Consider the following 23,067-nt stretch of genomic DNA (forward strand, 5'->3'; position numbering starts at 1 on the left):
ACTCCCCATACGGTCAGGTATGGCCCGAGACTGACGAAAGGCGGCAGGAATCGTCAAGTTGCATCGCGCCACGGAGTGGTCGCCCTGGCCGGGTCGCGCGCAAGGCGCGCTCCTACAGGGCTGGGTGTCGCTTCGGGGCGGTCGCGCGCAAGGCGCGCTCCTACACGGCAAGACTGTAGGAGCGCGCCTTGCGCGCGACCGGTACAGGCGATTCACCCGACGATTCCACGGTACGAAGCTCCCCTTCCCACAGTCGCAAGACCGGCGAGCCCCCCAGACTGGCATAATAATGTCATCTTCGATTTTCCTCACTTCTCCCCATGTCCCAGGCCAGCGAAACCCTCGTGCGCGGCGTACTCGACCGCGTCGTCGATCCCCATTCCGGTCAGCCGCTGTCGGCGGCGATCCGTGCCATCGGCGTGGATGGCGACCGTGTGTCCGTCGATATCCAGCTCGGTTATCCCGCGGTGGGCTATGTCGAACAGGCCGCCGCTGAGGCCCGTGCGGCCCTGGAGGCTGAGCCCGCCATTGCGTCGGCCGCCGTGTCGGTGAGCTGGCGGGTGCATGCCCACAAGGTGCAGGGCCAGCTCGCTCCCCTGCCGGGCGTGAAGAACATCATCGCCGTGGCATCGGGCAAGGGCGGCGTGGGCAAGTCCACCGTCTCGGTCAATCTCGCCCTGGCGCTGGTCGCCGAAGGCGCCACCGTCGGCATCCTGGACGCCGATATCTACGGCCCCAGCCAGCCGAAGATGCTCGGTTTGTCCGGCAAGCCCGTCTCCCCGGATGGCAAGAGCATCGAGCCGATGCGGGCCCATGGCCTGCAGGCCATGTCGATCGGTGTGCTGATCGACGAGGACACGCCCATGATCTGGCGTGGCCCCATGGTCACCCAGGCCCTGATGCAGCTGCTCACCGATACCCGCTGGGACGGCCTGGACTACCTCATCATCGACCTGCCCCCCGGCACGGGCGACATCCAGCTCACGCTCTCGCAGAAGGTGCCGGTCTCCGGCGCGGTCATCGTCACCACCCCGCAGGACATCGCGCTGCTGGATGCCCGCAAGGCGCTGGGCATGTTCCGCAAGGTGGAGGTGCCGGTGCTGGGTGTGGTGGAAAACATGGCCACCCACATCTGCTCGCAGTGCGGCCACGAGGAACACATCTTCGGTCACGGTGGCGGTGCGCGCATGGCGGAAGAGGCCGGCATCGCCTACCTCGGCGATCTCCCTCTGGATATCCGCATCCGCGAGCAGGCCGACGGCGGCAAGCCGACGGTGGCCGCCATCCCCGATTCGGACCTTACGGCCCGTTACCGGTCCATCGCCCGCTCAGCGGCCGCAAGGTTGTCGCTGCAAGCGCGCAACAAGGCCATTTCCTTCCCGAAGATCGTCATCCAGAACACGTAAACAAGTGGCGTGGAAGGGGGCGTTCCTATACCTTTCCCGCTCCAGCGAGGGAGATCGTAAGTGAGTATCAAGTCAGACAAGTGGATTCGCCGCATGGCCGAGCAGCACGGCATGATCGAGCCGTACGCCTCGGGCCAGGTGAGGGAGCGTGACGGCCATCGTCTCGTGTCCTACGGCACGTCCAGCTACGGCTACGATGTCCGCTGCGCTGACGAGTTCAAGGTGTTCACCAACATCAACTCGACCATCGTCGACCCGAAGGCCTTCGACAAGGGCAGCTTCGTCGACATCAAGTCCGATGTCTGCATCATCCCGCCGAATTCGTTCGCGCTGGCGCGCACCGTGGAGTATTTCCGCATCCCGCGCAACGTGCTGACGATCTGCCTGGGCAAGAGCACCTATGCCCGCTGCGGCATCATCGTGAACGTGACCCCCCTCGAACCCGAGTGGGAAGGCCACGTCACGCTGGAGTTCTCGAACACCACGCCGCTGCCCGCAAAAATCTACGCTAACGAAGGCGTGGCGCAGATGCTGTTCCTCGAGTCCGACGAGGTCTGCGAGGTGTCCTATGCCGACCGTGGCGGCAAGTACCAGGGCCAGCGCGGCGTCACGCTGCCGAGCACCTGAACGCCCGCCCGGTCCCAGCCGCGCGCGACATCCGCGCGCGGTAGACTCGCCCTTTTCCGAAGCCGCACCCGATCCACGGAGACACCGATGATCCGACTTCCCACCCTGATGACCCGCGCCGTCGCCGCGGTCTTCCTTGCCAGCCTGCTGGTGCTTGCCGGTTGCCACCGTGGCGTCTCCAAGGACGACCACGTTGCCACCAGCGCCACCGAAGGCAAGTTCGACTACACCGTGAAGGCGTACAAGAGCGGCCAGTTCCTCGTGGACAACGCGGTGCTCTCCGCAGCGGATACGGGCAGCCACTTCGCGTACCTGAAGGATCAGGGCAAACTGCCGAAGACGGTGCTCCTGCTGCCCAGCGACGATTCGAAGATCCGTGACGCCCACCTGGGCTTCATGGCCCGCATGGCGCTCGATTACGGCTTTGCCGTGTATTACGACAAGAAGGGCGAGCTGGTTCGCCTGAATGCCGTCGAGAAGGATGCCCGCACGCTGGAAGACACCCCGCAGAAGGCGGCGCTGCCCGACCACATGCAGGGCAAGTCGGCGTCCAGCGGCGCCTACGATCCGCAGACCCAGCAGTAACGCAGCACTCTCCGGGAATCGCCGGCCTTCGGGCCGGCGATTTTCTATTTCAGGGACAGCAATGTCGTCCGACGCACGCCCTCTCGCCATCTTTCTCATGGGCCCTACCGCCTCGGGCAAGACGGCGCTTGCCTGCGAGCTTGCCGACCGCTTTCCGGTCGGCCTGATTTCGGTCGATTCGGCGCTGGTCTATCGTGGCCTGAATATCGGTTCCGCCAAGCCCGATGCGGCCACGCTCGCCCGTTATCCGCACGAGCTGATCGATATCCGCGATCCCGCGCAGCCTTACTCGGCTGCCGATTTCGCCACGGATGCAGTGTCCGCCATGCAAGCGGTGGCGGCCTCCGGCAGGGTGCCGCTGCTGGTGGGTGGTACGGGTCTTTATTTCCGAGCCTTGCAACGAGGGCTGTCGGAGTTGCCGGAAGCTGACGCGTCCGTCCGGGAGCGTCTTGCTGAGGAGGCGGCCCGCCTGGGCTGGGCCGCCATGCATGCGCGCATGGCGGCGGCCGATCCCGAGGCCGGCGAGCGCATCAAGCCGGCCGATGCCCAGCGGATCCAGCGGGCGCTCGAAGTCATGGAGCTGACGGGGCGCCCGATCAGCGAGCTTCAGCGCCAGGCGCGCAAGCCCTTCCCATGGCGGGTGCTCAAGCTGGCCCTGCTGCCGGAGAGTCGCACCACCCTGCACGAGCGCATCGCCCGGCGTTTCACGCAGATGCTGGACGAAGGCTTTCTCGACGAGGTAAAGGCCCTGCGGGCCCGCGGCGACCTCCACGCCGATCTTCCAGCCATTCGCGCGGTGGGCTACCGTCAGGCGTGGGAATATCTCGATGGTCACGGAGACGCCACGAATTTGCGAGACCGTGGTATCTATGCCACCCGCCAGCTTGCCAAGCGCCAGATCACCTGGCTGCGCAGCGAGCTGGACGCACGGACGTTCGACCCTGACCGGGTCGATCCGTTGCCGGAGGCCTCGGCGGCTCTGGCACTGTTCCTCGGAATGCCGGAGTCGTCACGCCGGCCGCTTCCAGATGACGTTTAAATGCAGTTAAGATTCAAAAAACTTGGGCCGGGGCGCCGCGGGGCGTTCTTTATCCGGACCCGCACAATAAAAACGTAGGGGAGAAGAAGAATGTCCAAAGGGCAATCGTTGCAGGATCCGTTTCTGAATGCACTGCGCCGCGAGCGCGTGCCGGTCGCCATTTACCTGGTGAACGGCATCAAGCTGCAGGGCACCATCGAGTCGTTCGACCAATTCGTGGTGCTGCTGCGCAACCAGGTCAGCCAGATGGTCTACAAGCACGCCATTTCCACCGTGGTGCCGAGCCGCAACGTGCGCGTTGGCGGTCACGAAAACCACGCGGAGTCGGCGTCGGGCGACGTCGAGGGTTGAGGGGCCTTCGAAGGAAACCCATATAAGGGGTCGGGCGCGCGCACGCATGCGGCGCGCGCCCTTCATCACTCATGAGGTTATCCCGCTAAGTGTTCGATAGGCAAAAGAAAGGCGACCGGGCCATCCTGGTGTTGCCGCATTCGCGCGGCGAGGGCGACGCGGTGCGTCGTGGTGAGGAATTCGCCGAACTGGTGACCTCGGCAGGCGCCGAGATCCTCACCAGCATCCCCGCACGTGTCGAAACCCCGAACCCCCGTTTCTACATCGGCAGTGGCAAGGCCGACGAAGTGGCCGAGGCCGTCCGCGCGCTGGAGGCCGACCTGGTCCTGGTGGACCACGTGCTCACCCCGGTGCAAGAACGTAACCTCGAAAAACACCTGAAGACCCGCGTGGTGGATCGCGCCGGTCTCATCCTCGACATCTTCGCCCAGCGGGCCCGTTCGCACGAAGGCAAGCTCGAGGTGGAGCTGGCGCAGCTCAAGCACATCGCCACCCGCCTGGTGCGCGGCTGGACCCATCTGGACGCCCAGCGCGGCGGTGCCATCGGCAACCGCGGTCCGGGTGAAACCCAGCTGGAAACCGACCGCCGCCTGCTTGCCGAGCGGGTGAAGATGCTCACCAAACGCCTTGAAAAGGTTCAGGTCCAGCGCGACCAGCAACGCCGCGCGCGCCTGCGCAACACGGTGCCTCGCGTGGCCCTGGTGGGCTATACCAATGCCGGCAAGTCCACGCTGTTCAATGCGCTGACCACGGGCGGGGTCTATGCCGCCGACCAGCTGTTCGCCACGCTGGACCCGACAGTACGCAAGATCGACGGCCTGTCCTGCGGGCCGGCCGTGGTGGCCGACACCGTCGGCTTCATCCGCGAGCTGCCGCACGACCTGGTCGCAGCCTTCCGCGCGACGCTGGCCGAAGCCCGCGATGCCGACCTGCTGATCCATGTCAGCGACGCCGCCGACGAGGAGCGCGAGCTGCTGCGCCGCGTGGTGGACGAGGTGCTCGAAGAGATCGGCGCGGGCGACGTCCCCCAGCTTTCGGTGATGAACAAGATCGATCTCGTCGATACGGAAGCCCGCGTGGACCGGGGTGACGACGGGCTGCCACGCCAGGTGTGGCTGTCCGCCCATTCGGGCGAGGGCCTTGAAGGCCTGCGCCAGGCTCTGGGCGAACTGCTTGGCGGTGACCGCATCCGTACCGGTCTTGAGCTTCCTCTCACCGCCGGCAGACTGCACGCCCGCCTGAAAGCGGCCGGTGCCATCGTGGGCGAAGCCATCGACGAACACGGCTGGCATCTCGACATCGATGCCCCGCGTTCCGTCCTGGCCCCGCTGCTGGGCGATGACGAGCATGCAAGGCCTTTACGCGAACTGATCGAGCCGGCCGGGGCGGATTTCTGACCCGTCGCATCGCCATGGCCTTCTGGTAGAATTAACACTGTTTGCGTGCCGATCCGGCGCGGTGCCGGGTCTGCAATGACGCCCGCCGCTCGCTGCCGTCGTGTCGGCCTGATCATGGCTTGTCAGCCGCCCACCTCCGGTCCCCGAAGGAGACTGTCGCCCATGGCTTGGAACGAACCCGGTAACGGCCAGAAGGATCCCTGGAACCGCAACCGGCAAGGCGGGCGCAAGCCCGACCTCGACGGAGCGATCAAGAACATCAAGGCCCGTTTCGGTCGCTTTGGTGCAGGCAGTGGTGGCGTCGCAGCCATCATCGCCGTGTTCATCGTGGCTTGGCTGCTGGTCTCCAGCTACACGGTCATCGATGCCCGGCAGGTCGGCGTGGTGCTGCGCTTCGGCCAGTTCTCGCGCATCCTGCCGCCCGGCTTCCACCTGAAGGCACCGGCTCCGATCGAAACGGTGACCAAGGTGGAGACGACCCAGGTCCGCTCCATCTCGGACAACGTGTCGATGCTTACCCGCGATGAAAACATCATCGCCATCGACTTCAACGTGCAGTACCAGGTCGCCGACGCCCGCAAGTTCCTGTATTCCAACGCCGACGTCGAGAACGGCACCATCGCCAATGCGGCCGAGGCCGCCGTGCGCTCGGTGGTGGGCGCCAACGTGATGGACAACATCCTCACCACGCCCGGCGTCGACAGCCCGGCGCCAGACCAGGCGCCCGTCACGGGCGTGGCTCCGGCCGCCAAGGAAACCCTGCAGCAGCAGACGCGTGACATCCTCCAGGCCACGCTCGATAAATACGATGCCGGCGTCACCGTCACCGGCGTCAGTTTCCAGAACGTGGCTCCGCCGAAGGAAGTGAAGGACGCCTTCGACGACGTCAACGCGGCGCGCGAAGACAAACAGAGCGAAGAGAACAAAGCCCGCGCCTACGAAAGCCAGGTCGTGCCGGTGGCGCGTGGTGAAGCCGCCCGCATCGCCGCCGAGGCCGAAGCCGAGCGCGTGGAGCGCATCGCCCGCGCCAATGGCGATGTCGAGCGCTTCAATCTCATCCTCAAGGAATACCGTGCCGCGCCGGAAGTGACGCGTCGTCGCCTCTGGCTGGAAACCGTCGAGGAAGTCATGGCCGGCAACCCCAAGGTCATCGACGGTACCAACGGCAAGAACATCATCCAGTTGCCGGTGGACGGCCAGTCGAACTCGAGCGTCCGCAACGTGCCGGGCGTAGGCACCGTGGTGCAGTCCGCGACCACCGAGCCGAACGCGCAGGGGAATGCCCAGTGAAGATCATCTCCGGCCTCATCGTCGTCGCCCTGGTCCTCCTTGGCTTCAACAGTGCCTTCGTGGTGAAGGAAGGCGAGAACGCGCTGCTGTTGCAGTTCGGCCGCATCGTGCGTGCCGATTACCAGCCCGGCCTGCATTTCAAGGTGCCGGTCATCCAGCAGGTGATGCGTTTCGACAACCGCATCCTGGGTCTCGATGCCCAGCCCGAGCGTTACTTCACGCTCGAAAAGAAGAGCGTCAACGTCGACTTCTACGTGAAGTGGCGCATCGCCGATAACGCCGCCTACTATCGCGCCACGTCGGGCGAGCAGATCCAGGCCGTGCAGCGCCTCACGCCCATCGTGAAGGACGCACTGCGTTACGAGTTCAATGCCCGTCCGCTCGAAGACCTGATCGCCGGTGGCCGCAAGGACATCACCGAGCGCGTGCGCCAGCAGACCGATGCCGTGGCCCGCAAGACCCTGGGCATCGCCGTGGTCGACGTGCGCATCAAGCGCATCGACCTGCCCGACGAAGTAAGTGGCTCGGTCTACAAGCGCATGCGCGCCGAGCGCCTGCAGCTGGCCAACGAGCTGCGCTACACCGGTCAGGAAAGCGCCGAGAAGATCCGTGCCGACGCCGATCGCCAGAAGCTCGTGCTGCTGGCCGATGCCAACCGTGACGCCACGAAGGTGAAGGGCGACGGCGATGCGCAGGCTGCGGCCATCTACGCGCAGACTTATAGCCAGGATCCCGAGTTCTTCGCCTTCTACCGGAGCCTCGCCGCGTATCGCAAAGCCTTCGCCGATGGCAAGGGTACGCTCGTGCTGAAGCCCGATTCCGAATTCCTGCGCTACCTCAACGACGGCCCCGGTCGTCAGCGCTAACCGGTCTCCACATCGCCCTCGCGGGCAACCTACCTTGAAGAGAGCATCATCATCATGGGCAAGTCAGTAGTCATCCTCGGCGCGCAATGGGGCGACGAAGGCAAGGGCAAGATCGTCGATCTGCTTACCGAGCGCGTCGGCGCCGTCGCGCGTTTCCAGGGCGGCCACAACGCCGGTCACACGCTGGTGATCAAGGGCAAGAAGACCGTCCTGCACCTTATTCCCTCGGGTATCCTGCGCGACGACGCGCTGTGCCTCATCGGTAACGGCGTCGTGCTTTCCCCGGCCGCACTGATGAGCGAAATCGCCGAGCTGGAAGGCCAGGGCGTGGATGTGCGTGCCCGCCTGAAGATCTCCCCGGCCACGCCGCTGATCATGCCGTACCACATTGCCGTCGATAAGGCGCGCGAAGTCGCCTCCGGCGCCAAGGCCATCGGCACCACCGGTCGCGGCATCGGCCCGGCCTATGAAGACAAGGTGGCCCGCCGCTCGATCCGCGTCGCCGACCTCATGTATCCGCACGAGCTGCCGGAGAAGGTGAAGGCTGCCGTCGAGTACCACAACTTCGTGCTCACGCAGTGGCTGAAGGCCGAGCCCGTCGATTACCAGACTGTCCTCGACGAAGCGCTCACCTGGGGCGAGTACATCAAGCCGATGGTCGACGACGTCGCCACCATCCTGCACGACGTGCGTCGCGAGGGTGGCAACATCCTGTTCGAAGGTGCGCAGGGCGCGCTGCTCGACATCGATCACGGCACCTATCCGTACGTCACCTCGTCGAACACCACGGTCGGCGGTGCGCTGGCCGGTACCGGCGTAGGCGCACGCGATATCGACTACGTTCTGGGCATCTGCAAGGCCTATGCAACGCGCGTCGGCGGCGGTCCGTTCCCCACCGAGCTCAACGACGAGATGGGCGAGACCCTGCGCAAGAAGGGCAACGAGTTCGGTGCCAGCACGGGCCGTCCGCGTCGCTGCGGCTGGATCGACCTGGTGGCGCTGAAGCGCGCCGTGCAGATCAACGGCATCGACGGCCTGGCGATCACCAAGCTCGACGTGCTCGACGGCCTGGAAAGCATCAAGGTCTGCATCGCGTACGAATACCGCGGCAAGCGTCGCGAACTGGCGCCGCTGGATGCCGACGGCTGGGACGAGTGCAAGCCGGTGTACCTGGAATTCCCGGGCTGGGCCGAGTCCACCGCGGGTATCCGCGACTGGAACAAGCTGCCGCCGGCCGCGCGCGCCTACCTGCGCGCCGTGGAAGAGCTGTCGGGCTGCAAGCTGGCCCTGGTGGCCACGGGTGCCGACCGCGACGACACGATCGTCCTCGACGACCCGTTCGGCAACGACAGCGGCTGCTGATCGTTTCGCAGGCCCGGTAAAACAAAACGCCAGTCGAAAGACTGGCGTTTTTTTACGCCCTTTGCAGGAGCCCGCTTCGCGCGACGGGTTTCAGCAAAACCATACCCCTGTAGGAGCGCGCCTTGCGCGCGACCGGGTTTTCGCGATAACCGGTCGCGCGCGAGGCGCGCTCCTACAGGGGGTGCGCGATAATGCGTGGCTAGATCTCGCGGGCGAGCTTGTCGGCCAGGCCGATGTAGCTGGCCGGGGTCAGTTCGGCGAGGGCCTGCTTCGCGTCGGCGGGCAGGTCGAGGCCGGCGATGAACGTGCGCATCGAATCCTTCGTGATGCCCTGCCCACGGGTGAGAGCCTTGAGCTGCTCGTACGGCTCCGGCAGGCCGAAACGACGCATCACGGTTTGCACGGCTTCGGCCAGCACTTCCCAGCTGTTGTCGAGGTCGGCGGCCACGCGCTCGGCGTTCACGTTGAGCTTGCCCAGGCCCTTCATCAGCGATTCGAACGCCACCAGCGAATGACCAAAGGCCGTGCCCAGCGCGCGCAGCACGGTGGAGTCGGTGAGGTCGCGCTGCCAGCGGCTGATCGGCAGCTTCTCGGCGAAGTGGCCGAGCAGGGCGTTGGCGAGACCGAAGTTGCCTTCGGCGTTTTCGAAATCGATCGGGTTGACCTTGTGCGGCATCGTGGACGAGCCCACTTCGCCGGCCTTGAGCGCCTGACGGAAGTAACCCAGCGAGATGTAACCCCATACGTCGCGGGCGAGGTCGATCAGGATGATGTTGACCCGGCGCAGCACATCGGCGAACTCGGCGATGCCGTCGTGCGGTTCGATCTGCGTCGTGTACGCGTTGAAGGTGAGGCCCAGGCCCTCGACGAAGCCAGCGGCCAGGGCCGGCCACTCCACCTCGGGGTAGGAAATGACGTGGGCGTTGTAATTGCCCACGGCGCCGTTGATCTTGCCCGGGATCTCGATGGCGACGAGCTGGCGGCGCTGGCGCTCCAGGCGGGCGACGACGTTGGCCAGTTCCTTGCCCATGGTGCTGGGCGAGGCTGTCTGGCCGTGGGTGCGCGACAGCAGCGACAGGCCGGCGTGCTCGTGCGCCAGGGCGCGCAGCTTGCCGATGATCTGGTCCAGGGCCGGCAGCAGCACGCTCTCGCGGGCGTCCTTCAGCATCAGGGAGTAGGCGAGGTTGTTGATGTCTTCGCTGGTGCAGGCAAAGTGCACGAACTCCTTGGCCTGGGCCAGGGCGGGTTCGTTGCCGATGCGCTCCTTGATGAAGTACTCCACGGCTTTCACGTCGTGGTTGGTGGTGGCCTCGATTTCCTTGATGCGCTCGCCATCGTCTACCGAGAACTGGTCGGCGATGGCTTCCAGGCGGGCCACGGCGTCGGCCGGGAACGCCGGCAGCTCGACGATGCCCGGGTGCCTGGCCAGGGCAAGCAGCCAGTGGATCTCCACGTGCACGCGACGGTGCATGAGGCCGAATTCGCTGAAGATCGGGCGCAGCGAAGCCGCCTTGGCGGCGTAGCGGCCGTCCAGGGGCGAAAGGGCGGTCAGCGCGGAGTGGGACATCGGAAGGTTCCTGAGGCGGATGCGGGGCAGCCGCCGATTATACCCGGCCCGTCACAGGGGCATGTATTCCTCGGCAAGTACCTTGGCAGGCTCCTGGAGGAAGTTGCCCTGGACGAAATCGACCCCGCAGGCGAACAGCAGCGACGTGCTGACGGCATCCTCGACCCATTCGGCCACGGTCTGCTTGCCCGAGGCATGACCCTCGCGGCAGATATCGGCAATTTTCTTCTGGTTTTCCGGATGCTGGGGCAGGTCGGTCATGAAGCTGCGGTCGATCTTGAGGTAATCGGCCTCGACATGGGTCAGCATCTGGAACGAGTTGAGACCCGAGCCGAACTGCTCGATGGCAAAGCGCCCGCCTGACTTGCGCCAGCCGGCCACGAACTCCTGCACCGGGCGCAGGCTCGTGAGCACCTTGGACTCGGGCATCTCCACCACCAGCGTGCTGCGGCGCAGGCGCGCCGTTTCAAGGCGGCGCTTCAGCCAGGGCAGCAGGTCGGGGTCTTCCACCGATTGCAGCGTGATCTTCACGAAGTAGGTGGTGGTCAGGCCATCGTTCTCGCGATGGGCCAGCGCATCGATGGCATGGCCCAGCACCCAGCGGTCGATGGCCGGCAGCAGGCCGTTGCGTTCGGCCACTGGCAAGAAGTAGGACGGCAGGACATCGCCCTTCGGGCCCTGCATGCGGACCAGGATCTCGTAGAACTCGCCCGCGGCATCCTGCAGGCTGATGATCTGCTGGTGGTACAGGCGCAGGCCGTCGTCGGCCAGGGCCTGCTTCACCAGGTCGAGCCAGTACTGCTCGCGCTCGGCCTCGGCCTTTTCGCGGGCGCTGGGGTCGTGCAGTTCCACGCGGTTGCCACCCTGGTTCTGGGCGTTGCGCAGGGCTGCGCTGGCCTGGTCGAGCAGGGTTTCCGTATTGGCGTTCTTTTCGGCCAGCAGCGCGCCGCCAATGGTGACGCTGAGCGTGATCGAGCGGCTGCCCACGTCGAAGATGTGCTCGGCCACCGTGGTGCGCAGGCGTTCGGCGAGCGCGGCGTGTTCGAGGTCGCCGCGCGGCCCCAGCACGAAACCGAGCGTGTGGTCGCCGAGCACGCCACCGATGTCTTCGTTGTCCACGGCTTCGCAGACCCTGCGGGCCAGCGTGGCCAGGATGCGGTCGGCATTGCCGATGCCCACGCTGGCGACGAGGTCTTTCCAGTTGTCGGGCTCAAGCAGAAGCACGGCCTGGCCCTCACGGCCCCCGGCTGCGGCGGCGACGGCCTGGTCGATGTGTTCGAGCGTGCGGGCCCGGTTGAACAGGCCCGTGACCGGATCGCGCTGCAACTGCGCCACCAGGGCCGGGTCCACGGCCTGCTGGCGGAAGATGATCTGCACGCAGGCCTCGCCTTCGAACGAGGCGTGGGCGAATTCGGCCACGGCCTTGAAGGTGCGGCCGTCATCGCGCCGGGCCACCAGCTCCATGGGCGGCAGCTTCTCGCCACGGGAAAGGCCGCGAAGGGCACTTTTCAGCGGGTCGGCATGGGCGCTGGCCACGAGGTCGAGGATGGACAGTCCGATCACGTCGTCCGCCTCGACAAAGCCGAAGGCTTCAAGGAATGCCTGGTTCACCCTCACGTGCATGCCTTCGTGAACGTAGGCGATGGCATCGCGCGACGAGTCGAGCAGGGCGTCGCAGCGGCGTTCGGTTTCGCGCAGGGAGGTTTCCATGCGGCGCAGCTGGCGCCGGGTGGAGAGGGCTTCGAATTCGCGGCGCACCACGGCCAGCACCTGGTCGGAGCGGCGCCGCAGCGCCACGCCACGCGCACCGCTGGCGAAAAGGTCGGCCACCGCATCGGTGTCCAGGCCTTCCACCACGGCCACCAGGGTCATGTCGCGCCCGCTGGCATCGATGTGGCGCATGACGGCGTCGGTTTCCACGCCCGCAACGGACGGGTTGAGCACCACCAGGTCGGGCTGGAGTTCGTCCAGCGCGGTGCGGATCTCGTCGTCCTTCGTGGCTCTCGCAGGACGCACGGCGATGCCGCCGTTGCGCAATACGTTGATCAACAGCTCGGCGTCTTCCACCGAGTCTTCGATGAAGAGGATCCTGATGACGTTGTCGTGTTTCATGCCGTTCCGGTTGCCGCCTTGTTCACCCCGCGAAGTGGTTGCCCACTCCGCTTCCCCCAAACGCGGTCCGGTCGACGCTGGCCGACCGGAAGAACGCCAATACTAACGCGCCGAATCGGCAACAGGGCGCTTGGAGGGATCGCCCGGCAGTTCACGTACCAGTTTTGGGACAAGGTACCCGGGAAGTCGTGCACGCAGCGCATCCACGAGGTCGAGGGCGAGGTGGTCCGGCACCTCGAAATGGGCAGCGCCCGTGACCTTGTCGAGCTGGTGCAGGTAATAGGGCAGCACGCCTGCCGCAAACGAGCGTTCGCACAGTTCGGCCAGCGTATCGGCGTCATCGTTGATGCCGGCCAGCAGCACGGACTGGTTGAGCAGCGTGGCACCCGCCTCGCGCAGGCGTGCGCACGCGGCATCCACGTTCGCATCGAATTCGTTGGCATGGTTGGCGTGCAGCACCACCACTTTCTGCAACGGCAGGGCGGCGAGCCAGGCGACGAACGCATCGTCGATGCGCTCGGGCAGCACCACGGGCAGGCGCGTATGGATGCGCAGGCGGATCACGTGGGGCAGGGAGGCCAGCCCGCGGGTGAGTTCTTCCAGCTTGTGCGTGGCCAGCGAGAGCGGGTCGCCGCCGGAGAGGATCAGCTCGCGGATGGAAGTGTCGGCGGCCACATGGGCCAGCGCCTCGCGCCACTGGGCTGCGGCGGCGATGTCCTCGCCATAGGGAAAGTGCCGGCGGAAGCAGTAGCGGCAGTTCACCGCACACGAGCCGCTGGCGATCAGCAGGGCGCGGCCGTCGTACTTGTGCAGCACGCCGTGACCGGCCCGGGACGCCATGTCGCCCACGGCATCGATCGTGTAGCCGGGGGCTTCCACGTGCTCGGCCTGGCGCGGCAGCACCTGGAGCAGCAGGGGGTCGTCCGGGTCGCCATGGCGCATGCGGGCTACGAAACCGCGTGGCACCCGCAGGGGGAAGCCGGCGTCGTCCGCGGGCAGCAGGTCGGCGCGGTGGGCCAGGCCCACGGCGGACAGCAGCTCCCCGGCGTCGGTGATGGCGTCCCGCCACAGCTCGCGCCAGCCCGGAACGGGTGCGGATAGGCGACAGGTGGGGCTTGCGGTTATCATGGTGGGCCTTGGGGCGGGCCATATGGCCTCTTGAGATCCCCCTATTTTAGCCGCCCGGTGGGCGGATTCACCTCTGGAGCAAGAAACGCATGGCGACCCTTGGCCTTAATGACGTCAAAACGGGCAAGAAGATCCTTCACAACGGCGATCCCTGGGTCATCACCGAAGCCGACTTCATCAAGCCGGGCAAGGGCCAGGCGTTCACGCGCATCCGCGTGCGCAACCTGAAGGACGGCCGCACCACCGAGCTCACCCTGAAGTCGAGCGACTCCTACGAAGAAGCCAATGCCGTCGATACCGACGCATCCTTCTCGTACATCGAGGGTACCGGCGACGACCGCGAGTGGATCTTCATGCACTCGGAAACCTTCGAACAGTACCGTGCCAACCAGGCCGCCATGGGCGACGCCTGGAAGTGGCTCAAGGGCGACGAGCTTTGCCAGATCACCCTCTTCAACGAAACCCAGATCATCGCCGTGCAGGCTCCGAAGTTCGTGGAGCTGAAGATCGTCGAGACCGACCCGGGCGTCCGTGGCGATACCTCGGGCGGCGGCGGCAAGCCGGCCACGCTCGAAACCGGTGCCGTGGTTCGCGTGCCGCTCTTCGTCAACCAGGACGAAGTGATCAAGGTCGATACCCGCACCGGCGAGTACGACAGCCGCGTCAAGTAAGTCGTCCGGACCACCAGGTCTGGCTGATCGGCACGGCAGCCCCCGGGGCGCCGTGCCGTTTCTTTATCTGCGACCGGCAAGGGATTGCCTGTGTCCTGCTCAAGTACGATGGAAGGTCATACGGGATCGATATGTTCCGTGACTTCCTGGTATCCGGATTCAGTGAGGCACCCATGAGCTCCACCACCCCTATCGATATCGATCTTCTCATCGAGGCCCGCTGGGTCGTCCCCGTCGAGCCGCACGGTGTCGTGCTCGACGACCATGCGGTCGCCATTAACGGCGGCGAGATCCTCGCCATCCTGCCGGCCGACGAGGCGCGCAAGCACTACACGCCGCGCGAGCGGGTCAGCCTCGGCGAGCATGCGCTCATCCCGGGCCTGGTGAATTCGCACACCCACAATCCGATGACCCTGCTGCGCGGCCTCGCGGACGACCTGCCGCTGATGGTCTGGCTGCAGGAACACATCTGGCCGGCCGAAGGCCGCGTGATGGGGCCGGACTTCATCCGCGACGGCGTGGAACTGGCCGTGGCCGAGATGATCCGTGGCGGCACCACCTGCGCCAACGAGAACTATTTCTTCCCCGACGTGATCGCCGCGACGTATCGCCGGATGGGCTTCCGCGCGGTGATCGGCCTGCCGGTGATCGACTTCCCCACGCCCTGGGCGAAGACCTCCGACGAATACTTCCAGCGCGCCGAGGAAGTGCACGACTCGCTGCGCGGCGAGCCGCTGCTCAGCACGGCCTTCGCCCCGCATGCGCCGTACACGGTGTCCGACGAGAATTTCGAGCGCATCCGCGTGCTCTCCGACCAGCTCGACATCCCCGTTCACCTGCATACCCACGAGACGGCACAGGAAGTGGAAGAGGGCATCGCGAAGGACGGCATGCGTCCGTTTGCGCGCCTGCAGAAGCTGGGCCTGGTCAACGAGCGCCTGATCGCCGTGCACATGACCCAGCTCACCGACGGCGAGATCGCCGCCTGTGCCGCTGCCGGCGTCTCCGTGGTGCATTGCCCCGAGTCCAACCTGAAGCTGGCCTCGGGCTTCTGCCAGGCCGAAAAACTGCGCGCCGCGGGTGTGAACGTCTGCATCGGCACCGATGGCTGCGCATCGAACAACGACCTCGACATGTTCGGCGAGATGCGCACCGCTGCCATGCTCGCCAAGGCGGTGATCGGCGATGCCGCGGCCTTTGATGCGGCCAGTGCATTGCGTGCCGCCACCCTCAATGGCGCCAGGGCGATCGGCCTGGGCGACAAGGTGGGCTCGATCGAGCCGGGCAAGCGCGCGGACCTCACCGCCGTGCGTCTCGACGACCTCGAAACCCAGCCGCTTTACCATGTGGCCTCGCAGCTGGTGTACGCCACGGGCCGTCACCAGGTCAGCGACGTGTGGATCGACGGTGCGCGCAAGCTCGCCAACAAGCGTCTTGTCGACGTGGATATCGATGCCATCCGCGAGAAGGCTCGTTCGTGGCGCGAGCGTATCGCGGCGGAGGATCCCGCATGACCGATCATCTCTACCTGGTGCTCGCCATCCGTACGCCGGATTTCTCCGCATCGGCGGGCGACGACCACCAGATGTTCCTGTCGGAGCTGATCGGTCGCGGCATGATCGAGCTCACCGGTCCGTTCACCGACGGCACCGGTGGCGCCTATCTGCTGCGCGCGCCCAGCCTCGAGGAAGCCACGCAGATTGCCCATACCGATCCGCTGCATGTGAGCGGATCGTCCAGGCTCACCGTCCATGAGTGGCGCGTGCGCCGTTTCAGTTGAGGTAACACCATGCAGAACGCCAACGTCAGCGCGGAAGAAATCGCGCGTTTCGAAAAGCTCGCCGCTCGCTGGTGGGACCCCGATGGCGAGTCCCGTCCCCTGCACGATCTCAATCCCGTGCGTGCCGCCTACGTGGGTGGTCGCACCCAGCTTCGCGGTGCGAAGGTGGTGGATGTCGGTTGCGGCGGCGGCCTGCTCAGTGAGGCGCTGGCGCGTGCCGGCGCCAACGTCACCGCCATCGACCTCGGTGCGAAGCTGATCGAGATCGCAAAGCTGCACCTGTTCGAATCGAACCTCTCCGTGGATTACCGCGTGCAGTCGTCGGAAGAACTCGCCGCTGCCGAACCGGCATCGTTCGATGCCGTGTGCTGCATGGAGATGATCGAGCACGTGCCCGATCCGCTGGTTCTGATCCGCGATCTGGCCGCCATGCTGAAGCCGGGCGGACAGCTGTTCCTGTCCACGCTCAATCGCACGCCGGCCGCCTTCGGCGCGGCCATCGTCGGCGCGGAATACCTCATGCGCCTGCTGCCGCGCGGCACTCATCATTACGCCCAGTTCCTGAAGCCTTCCGAGGTTGCCGCGATGCTGCGTCACGTCGATCTCGAACTCGAGGACATCAAGGGGCTGGCCTATAACCCGCTCACCCGTAACGCCAGCCTGTCGGGCAATACGTCGGTGAACTACATCCTCTCTGCAAGGAAGCCCGCATGACCACGTTGCCCTTCAAGCCCGAAGGCGTTTTCTTCGATCTCGACGGCACGCTGCTGGATAGCGCCCAGGATCTCTACGCCGCCATCGTCCAGCTGTGCCACGAGCTGAAGTCGCCGGTGCCCGAATTCGAGCCGCTGCGCGAAGTGGTGTCTCGCGGTTCGCGTGCCATGATCGCGGTGGCTTTTCCCGATTTCGACGCCGATGCCGTGCTTCGTCACGTGCCGCGTTTCCTCGCGATCTACGAGGAAAACATGGGCCGCGCCGGGACGGGACCCTTCGAGGGCATCGAGCCGTTGATCAGCGGCCTCGACGCCGCCCACCTGCGCTGGGGCATCGTCACCAACAAGCCGGGTTTCCTCACCGAGGCCCTGCTGCCGCGTGCCGTACCGCACTGGAAGCCCGTTGCCGTGGTGGCCGGTGACACGCTGCCGGTAAAGAAGCCCGATCCTGCGCCGGTCCTGCGTGCCTGCGAACTCGCGGGCGTACCGCCCAAGCGTTCGGTGTTCGTGGGCGACGACCGCCGCGATGTGCAGGCAGGTCATGCGGCCGGCCTGTTCACCGTGGCCGTGCGCTGGGGTTATCTCGATGGCGGCAACCCGGACGAGTGGGGCGCCGATCTCGTGATCGATCATCCGGATGAACTGGCGGCGCTGCTGGGCATCAAGGTGGCTGCGTGACCGACGGCGCCACCCAGAGCTTTGTCGACAAGTGGCTGGCGGTGCAGCCCCAGCAGCGGGTTGCGCTGGGCTTCGTCGATCCGGCCGTGCGCGACGAGCACGTGGCGCTGGCCGCGTTCGAGCAGGAACTCATCTCGTCTGCCTATGGCATCCGTGAGCCGCAGGTGGCGGCTGCCAAGCTGCAATGGTGGGCGGAAGAACTCTCCGGCGCCGCTGCCAGCGGCGGTCGTCATCCGCTGACCAAGGTGCTGTTCGCCAGCGAGCGCGCCAGGAAAGTAGACACGCGCCTATGGCTGGCGCCTGTTCTCGCGGCGATGGCCCAGCTCGAGCAGGGCACCGCGTCGGACTTCGCGGCCCAGGTCGTGGCGGCGCGCAACCTGCACGGTTCGCTGGCTGCGCTGGAAAACGCCTGGTGGTTCGGTGGGCAGGTGCCTGTCGAGGCCGCTACGCGCATCGCTACGCTCTCACACCTGGTCTTCGCGCTGTCCCGCCTGGAACTCGACGCCGACCACGAGCGCCTGCCGCTGCCGATGTCGCGCCTGGCCCGGCATGGCCTGTCGCGTGCGCAGCTGAAGGACGATTCCCCGGCGCGTCGCGAGGCCTTGAAAGCCCAGCTCGGCGAGCTGGCGGATGGCTTGCGTGATGCGCTGTCTTTGAATGAGCCCCTTAGCACGTTTCGTGGCCTGGAAGGGCGTACGGCGCTTGCCACGGCACGCGGTGCCGCAAAGGCGGCGGAGCCCTTTGCCGAGCTGCACCGCCGACAGTCGCTCACGGGTCCTGCCACGGCCTTCAGGGCGTGGCGGGCAGCCCGGCAGGCGGCGTCCCGGCTGGGCTGAACGGACTGTTTCCCGGAGCCTTCCATTGACCCTTGCCGCCATCTACCCCATCTGGTTCGGATAAGCCGGCAGACCCCGGCCTGCACCAAGGATCCCATCCATGTACATGCAAGATTCCCCGGCCCGCCAGCTTCCCGACGTGGCATCGCAAGACCACGCACTCGCCCTGGGCACGCTGGACTGGGTGGGCATGGATGGCATGGAGATGCCGGTGGCCTTCGATGCGGGCGATGGCGATGCCAGGACCACCAGCGCGCGCGTGGGTGCCTTCGTCAACCTGACCAGGGCGGAGGCGCGCGGCATCCACATGTCGCGCCTGTACCTGCTGGTGTCGGAAGCGTTGTCTGCCGGTCCGGTGACGCTGGCGGGTGTGCGAGCACTGCTGGGGCAGTTTCTCTCGTCCCACGAGGGGCTTTCCGATCATGCGCGGATCACCATCGGATTCGAGCACCTGGTGCGCCGCCGTGCCTTGCGCAGCGACAACAGTGGCTGGCGTGCGTATCCGATCACCCTCGATGCCACCTTGCGCAGTGACGGGCAGTTTCTTCTGGAACTCACCACGAACGTGGTCTATTCCTCGACCTGTCCAGCCTCTGCGGCACTGTCGCGCCAGTTGATCCAGGACAGCTTCGCGAAGGCTTTTCCCACCGACCATGCGCTGGATCGCGAGACGATCCTCGCGTGGCTGGGCACGGAGCAGGGCATCGTTGCCACGCCGCACGCCCAGCGCAGCACGGCCACGATCCGTGTGCGACCGGCAGGAGAGGGCGCCTTCGACCTGATTGGCATGATCGATCGGGTGGAAGCCGCTCTTGGCACGCCGGTGCAGACGGCCGTGAAGCGCGCCGACGAACAGGCCTTCGCCCTGGCCAATGGCGGCAACCTGATGTTCTGCGAAGACGCCGCCCGCCGTATCCAGAAAACGCTGGACGCCGATGCAGGCATCGCCGACTTCCACGTACGCGTGGCACATCACGAAAGCCTGCACCCCCACGACGCCGTAGCGTTCTCCAGCAAAGCCCGCCGCTGACCTGAAACTCTTGTAGGAGCGCGCCTTGCGCGCCATCGTTCGCGCGACACCCCGTTTACTGTAGGAGCGTGCCTTGCGCGCGACCGGTTATCGCGACAACCCGGTCGCGCGCAAGGCGCGCTCCTACAGGGGTTACCTGATGCCGGGCAGCAACAGCGGGTCGAGTCGCGTACCGAACCAGTTGAAGCCCCAGTGCACATGCGGGCCCGTGGCACGGCCCGTCTTGCCGGCTGCACCGATCACCTGACCCTGATGCACCTGCTCGCCCACCTTCACATCGATGCGCGACAGGTGCAGGAAGTTCGACGACAAGCCGAAGCCGTGATCCAGCAGCACCGTGCCACCGGTGAGATACAGATCGGGCTTGGCAAACGTAATGATGCCATCGGCCGGCGCCTTGACCGGCGTGCCTTCGGGCACCGCGATATCCATGCCCGAATGCGGCGCCTTGGGATCGCCGTTGTAGATGCGCTGGTTACCGAAGCGCCCGCTGATACGCCCCGTCACCGGCCAGATGAATCCCTTGGCGAAATCCTCGCGTGAATCATCGCGATTGCGCGCCGCCACCACTTCGGCCTGCTCGCGCTGGATGCGCTGGGCGATATCCGGCGGCGGGTTCACTGTTTTCGGCGGTACGCCGTTCACCCGCTCGATGGGCCAGTCCCGGGGCGTGACCGTCACGGCATGGTGCGAACCGCCCACCGTGACGTCGATGGGGCCTTGCTCGTCACGCCCGGCACCGAATACGAAGGTGCCGTCGTTGCCGACACGCACGGGCTTGCCGGCTATGGCGACCCGCGTGCCGGGCGTGGTATGCCCGATCACAAGGCCACCCTGCGACACGCTGGACGGCAGGTCGGTGGTGGCCGCATGGGCCACCGGGAAGATCAGTGCTGCCGCAAGGGCGAGAGCGACCCGCCTCAACGATCGAATTCCAGGCGCTGGCCTCGCACGCTGTCGTCGAGCTGCTTGCCGTCCCACACGCGCTGGCCGTTGACGAAGGTGGACGCGATGCTGCTGCTGAAGGTGGTGCCTTCGAACGGCGACCAGCCACACTTGGACAGCACTTCCGCGCGGGTGACCGTATGCGGTTTGTTCGGGTCCACGAGCACGAGGTCGGCGGCATAGCCCTCGCGCAGGAAGCCACGACCCTTCACGTCGAAGAGTTTTGCCGGATTGTGACAGACGGTTTCCACCACGCGCTCAAGGGTGAGCTTGCCTTCGGTCACGCGCTGAAGGGCGGCCTGAAGGGCGAACTGCACGAGCGGCAGGCCCGAGGGGGCCTTGTCGTACTTCTGTTCCTTTTCTTCCAGCAGGTGCGGGGCGTGGTCCGTGGCGAGCACGTCGAGGCGGCCTTCGGCCAGGGCCTTGATGATCGCCTCACGATCCGCTTCGTCCTTGATCGCCGGGTTGCACTTGATGAAGAAACCCTTCTTGTCGTAATCGGCCTTGCCGCCGAAATGCAGGAAGTGCACGCAGGTTTCGGCCGTGATGCGCTTGCCTTCGATGGGGCCCGGCTCGAACAGGGCCAGTTCGTCGGCAGTGGAAATGTGCAGCACGTGCAGGCGGGTGTTGTGCTTCCTCGCCAGCGAGATGGCGAGCCTCGTCGACTTGATGCAGGCCTCGCGCGAACGGATGTGCGGATGCTCCCAGGCAGGGATGTCCTCGCCGTATTTCTCGCGCGCCTTCTCGTGGTTGGCGTCGATCATCGGGGTGTCTTCGCAGTGCGTGATGATCGGCACCGGGGTGTCGCGGAAGATGCCGTCGAGGGTTTCCGGGTTGTCGACCAGCATGTTGCCGGTGGAGGCGCCCATGAACACTTTCACGCCCGGGGCGGCCTTCGGGTCGAGCTTGCGGATGTGCTCAAGGTTGTCGTTGCTGGCGCCCATGTAGAAGGCGTAGTTCACGGCCGAGCTTTCGGCACCGCGGGCGTACTTGGCTTCCAGGGTGTCGCGGTCGAGTGCCGGCGGCTTGGTGTTCGGCATCTCCATGAAGCTGGTGATGCCGCCCGCCGCGCAGGCGCGCGATTCGCTGCGGATGTCGGCCTTCTGGGTGAGGCCGGGCTCGCGGAAATGGACCTGGTCGTCGATCATCCCCGGCAGCAGCCACAGGCCGGTGGCATCGATAACCTCTTCGTCACGCTCTTTTTGCAGTCCCTGCGCGATCTTCGCGATTTTGCCGTCGCGGACGCGGACGTCCGCGGTGAATCGCTTGTTTTCGTTGATGAGTTCGGCGTTCTTGATGAGCCAGGCTTCAGTCATGGGTATGGGCTCCTTGGGCACCACAGCGTCGCAGGACGAATTGTTCCGGCACGGGGTCGAGCCCGCCTTCGCAGAAGGGCTGGCAGCGCAGGATGCGCCAGCTGGCCAGGACGGCGCCTCGCGCCGGCCCGAAGCGGGCTATGGCAACCCGTGCATAATCGGAACAGGATGGATGGAACCGGCAGCGGGCTCCCAGGAGGGGGCTGAGCCACCGCTTGTAGAAGGACAACAGTAGAAGGAGGAGGCGGGTCACGTATGGAACCAGGTGTCGACCGGCGATAGCCAGCCGACAGTATCCCAGAAGAGAGGTTGCTGGGGTAACGCATCTGGGCTATAACACCCCGCCGCCACGGCCACCGAGGTGAAGGATATGGCGAAAATCGCTAGTAGTTCCGCAGCTGCCAAGGGCGCCGCCAAGAAAGGCGGGGCTGGTGATGTGACGAAGGCCAAGCAGGCCGTGGCGAAGGCGACGAAGGCGCCGGCCAAGGCCGCGGGGGCCGTGGCAAAGAAAACTCCCGCCAAGAGCGCGCCGGCCAAGGCCGCCGCGAAGAAGGCAGCACCAGTCAAGACAGCGACAAAGGCTCCGGCCAAGGTCGCCAGCAAGCCCGCAGCCAAGGCGCCCGCGCCGGCAGCGGCCAAGAAGACCCCGGCCGCCGCCAGCAAGGCAGCGACGGCCAGGAAGACGCCTGAGGCGCCGGTGAAGGCCGCGCCCAAGGCCACGCCGGCACTGGCGGCCAAGACCGCCCCTGCCAACGATGCATCCGCGACCGCTGCTGGTCGCAAGGCATCCGCGGTGGCCAGCGCCTCCCCATCCAGAACTGAGAAATCTGCGCACTTCAGCATGAAAGACAGCACTACTTTCGACAACGGCATCACCAAAGAAGACGGCCGCTACGCGCTGCCGGCCACCACCATCATCGACCTTCCCGCCGGTTATCGTCCCAACGATAACGATGGCGAGGAATACATGAGCCCGAAGCACCTGGCTTATTACCGGGCCAAGCTCAAGAAGTGGCGCGACGACCTCATCGAAGAGTCGCGCCAGACCATGGACAACCTCCGCGAGGAAGTCCGTGACGTCGGCGACGAAGCCGAGCGCGCCACCCGCGAGACCGAAAACTCGCTGGAACTGCGCACGCGCGATCGTTACCGCAAGCTGATCTCCAAGATCGACAAGGCCCTGCGCCGCATCGAAGAAGGCCGCTATGGCTTCTGCGAGGAAACGGACGAGGAAATCGGCCTGGAGCGTCTCGATGCGCGCCCCATCGCCACGCTCACGCTCGATGCGCAGGAGCGCCGCGAGCATCTGCAGAAGCAGATGGGCGACTGATCCGGCATCGCTCCTGCGATACCCAGGGAACCCCGCTT

Annotated in this window: 23 protein-coding genes; 17 read left to right on the forward strand and 6 right to left on the reverse strand. The window is 65.9% G+C overall.

What is annotated here, in order from left to right; genetic code table 11:
• The first annotated feature begins 320 nt into the window (after positions 1–320).
• From apbC to HBF25_RS14115, 9 genes are all read left to right on the forward strand, one after another.
• Positions 321–1,406 carry an iron-sulfur cluster carrier protein ApbC gene (apbC, locus tag HBF25_RS14075; RefSeq protein WP_166949443.1) on the forward strand — a complete coding sequence of 362 codons (1,086 nt, stop codon included), beginning with the start codon at positions 321–323 and terminating at the stop codon, positions 1,404–1,406.
• A 60-nt stretch (positions 1,407–1,466) separates the two neighbouring features.
• The gene (dcd, locus tag HBF25_RS14080; RefSeq protein WP_166949445.1) at positions 1,467–2,033 is read left to right on the forward strand and encodes a dCTP deaminase; all 567 of its coding nucleotides are present in this window, start codon (positions 1,467–1,469) and stop codon (positions 2,031–2,033) included.
• An 87-nt stretch (positions 2,034–2,120) separates the two neighbouring features.
• Entirely contained in the window at positions 2,121–2,618 is a 498-nt protein-coding gene (locus tag HBF25_RS14085; RefSeq protein ID WP_166949447.1) for a hypothetical protein, read from the forward strand.
• Between the two features lie 61 nt (positions 2,619–2,679).
• Positions 2,680–3,657 carry a tRNA (adenosine(37)-N6)-dimethylallyltransferase MiaA gene (miaA, locus tag HBF25_RS14090; RefSeq protein WP_166949449.1) on the forward strand — a complete coding sequence of 326 codons (978 nt, stop codon included), beginning with the start codon at positions 2,680–2,682 and terminating at the stop codon, positions 3,655–3,657.
• A gap of 90 nt (positions 3,658–3,747) precedes the next feature.
• Positions 3,748–4,008, forward strand: coding sequence for an RNA chaperone Hfq (hfq, locus tag HBF25_RS14095; protein ID WP_166949451.1), 261 nt, complete (start codon positions 3,748–3,750; stop codon positions 4,006–4,008).
• An 89-nt stretch (positions 4,009–4,097) separates the two neighbouring features.
• Positions 4,098–5,405, forward strand: a complete 1,308-nt coding sequence (gene hflX, locus HBF25_RS14100) for a ribosome rescue GTPase HflX (RefSeq protein ID WP_166949453.1) — start codon at positions 4,098–4,100, stop codon at positions 5,403–5,405.
• A gap of 162 nt (positions 5,406–5,567) precedes the next feature.
• On the forward strand, positions 5,568–6,695 hold the full coding sequence (gene hflK, locus HBF25_RS14105) for an FtsH protease activity modulator HflK (protein ID WP_166949455.1): 1,128 nt from the start codon (positions 5,568–5,570) through the stop codon (positions 6,693–6,695).
• A complete protein-coding gene (gene hflC / locus HBF25_RS14110) occupies positions 6,692–7,561 on the forward strand; it encodes a protease modulator HflC (RefSeq protein WP_166949457.1) in 870 nt (289 codons plus the stop codon). Before hflK ends, hflC begins: the two co-directional genes overlap by 4 nt.
• 54 nt (positions 7,562–7,615) lie before the next feature.
• The gene (locus HBF25_RS14115) at positions 7,616–8,923 is read left to right on the forward strand and encodes an adenylosuccinate synthase (protein WP_166949459.1); all 1,308 of its coding nucleotides are present in this window, start codon (positions 7,616–7,618) and stop codon (positions 8,921–8,923) included.
• A gap of 199 nt (positions 8,924–9,122) precedes the next feature.
• Here the strand turns inward: HBF25_RS14115 and purB are convergent, their stop codons facing one another.
• From purB to epmB, 3 genes are all read right to left on the reverse strand, one after another.
• Positions 9,123–10,490, reverse strand: coding sequence for an adenylosuccinate lyase (purB, locus tag HBF25_RS14120; RefSeq protein ID WP_166949461.1), 1,368 nt, complete (start codon positions 10,488–10,490; stop codon positions 9,123–9,125).
• A 51-nt stretch (positions 10,491–10,541) separates the two neighbouring features.
• A complete protein-coding gene (locus tag HBF25_RS14125; protein ID WP_166949463.1) occupies positions 10,542–12,602 on the reverse strand; it encodes an EAL domain-containing response regulator in 2,061 nt (686 codons plus the stop codon).
• A 102-nt stretch (positions 12,603–12,704) separates the two neighbouring features.
• A complete protein-coding gene (epmB, locus tag HBF25_RS14130; RefSeq protein WP_166949465.1) occupies positions 12,705–13,730 on the reverse strand; it encodes an EF-P beta-lysylation protein EpmB in 1,026 nt (341 codons plus the stop codon).
• Between the two features lie 89 nt (positions 13,731–13,819).
• Between epmB and efp the strand changes: the two genes are divergently transcribed.
• The 7 genes from efp (at position 13,820) to folE2 (ending at position 19,438) form a co-directional block, all read left to right on the forward strand.
• Complete coding sequence (gene efp / locus HBF25_RS14135; protein WP_166949467.1) at positions 13,820–14,401, forward strand: elongation factor P; 582 nt, start codon at positions 13,820–13,822, stop codon at positions 14,399–14,401.
• Positions 14,402–14,574: 173 nt separating this feature from the next.
• Positions 14,575–15,915 (forward strand): TRZ/ATZ family hydrolase, encoded by a 1,341-nt coding sequence (locus HBF25_RS14140; RefSeq protein WP_166949469.1) that lies wholly within the window; start codon positions 14,575–14,577, stop codon positions 15,913–15,915.
• A complete protein-coding gene (locus HBF25_RS14145) occupies positions 15,912–16,181 on the forward strand; it encodes a YciI family protein (protein WP_166949471.1) in 270 nt (89 codons plus the stop codon). Before HBF25_RS14140 ends, HBF25_RS14145 begins: the two co-directional genes overlap by 4 nt.
• Positions 16,182–16,190: 9 nt before the next feature.
• Entirely contained in the window at positions 16,191–16,895 is a 705-nt protein-coding gene (gene ubiG / locus HBF25_RS14150; protein ID WP_166949472.1) for a bifunctional 2-polyprenyl-6-hydroxyphenol methylase/3-demethylubiquinol 3-O-methyltransferase UbiG, read from the forward strand.
• Positions 16,892–17,572 carry an HAD family hydrolase gene (locus HBF25_RS14155; protein ID WP_166949473.1) on the forward strand — a complete coding sequence of 227 codons (681 nt, stop codon included), beginning with the start codon at positions 16,892–16,894 and terminating at the stop codon, positions 17,570–17,572. The genes ubiG and HBF25_RS14155 overlap by 4 nt, the downstream gene beginning before the upstream one ends.
• Entirely contained in the window at positions 17,569–18,408 is an 840-nt protein-coding gene (locus tag HBF25_RS14160) for a squalene/phytoene synthase family protein (protein WP_166949475.1), read from the forward strand. Before HBF25_RS14155 ends, HBF25_RS14160 begins: the two co-directional genes overlap by 4 nt.
• 100 nt (positions 18,409–18,508) lie before the next feature.
• Positions 18,509–19,438, forward strand: coding sequence for a GTP cyclohydrolase FolE2 (gene folE2 / locus HBF25_RS14165; protein WP_166949476.1), 930 nt, complete (start codon positions 18,509–18,511; stop codon positions 19,436–19,438).
• Positions 19,439–19,570: 132 nt separating this feature from the next.
• On the opposite strand, the gene HBF25_RS14170 is transcribed toward folE2, so the two are convergent.
• The 3 genes from HBF25_RS14170 to yidD are packed head-to-tail and all read right to left on the reverse strand — an operon-like array spanning position 19,571 to position 21,952.
• Complete coding sequence (locus tag HBF25_RS14170) at positions 19,571–20,371, reverse strand: peptidoglycan DD-metalloendopeptidase family protein (RefSeq protein WP_166949669.1); 801 nt, start codon at positions 20,369–20,371, stop codon at positions 19,571–19,573.
• Complete coding sequence (locus HBF25_RS14175) at positions 20,359–21,699, reverse strand: dihydroorotase (protein ID WP_166949478.1); 1,341 nt, start codon at positions 21,697–21,699, stop codon at positions 20,359–20,361. The genes HBF25_RS14170 and HBF25_RS14175 overlap by 13 nt, the downstream gene beginning before the upstream one ends.
• Entirely contained in the window at positions 21,692–21,952 is a 261-nt protein-coding gene (yidD, locus tag HBF25_RS14180) for a membrane protein insertion efficiency factor YidD (protein ID WP_166949479.1), read from the reverse strand. Before yidD ends, HBF25_RS14175 begins: the two co-directional genes overlap by 8 nt.
• 117 nt (positions 21,953–22,069) lie before the next feature.
• On the opposite strand from yidD, the gene dksA reads away from it, so the two are divergent.
• Complete coding sequence (dksA, locus tag HBF25_RS14185; RefSeq protein WP_166949481.1) at positions 22,070–23,029, forward strand: RNA polymerase-binding protein DksA; 960 nt, start codon at positions 22,070–22,072, stop codon at positions 23,027–23,029.
• Positions 23,030–23,067 lie beyond the last annotated feature (38 nt).

The sequence above is a fragment of the Luteibacter anthropi genome, assembly GCF_011759365.1.
GTDB classification, from domain to species: domain Bacteria; phylum Pseudomonadota; class Gammaproteobacteria; order Xanthomonadales; family Rhodanobacteraceae; genus Luteibacter; species Luteibacter anthropi.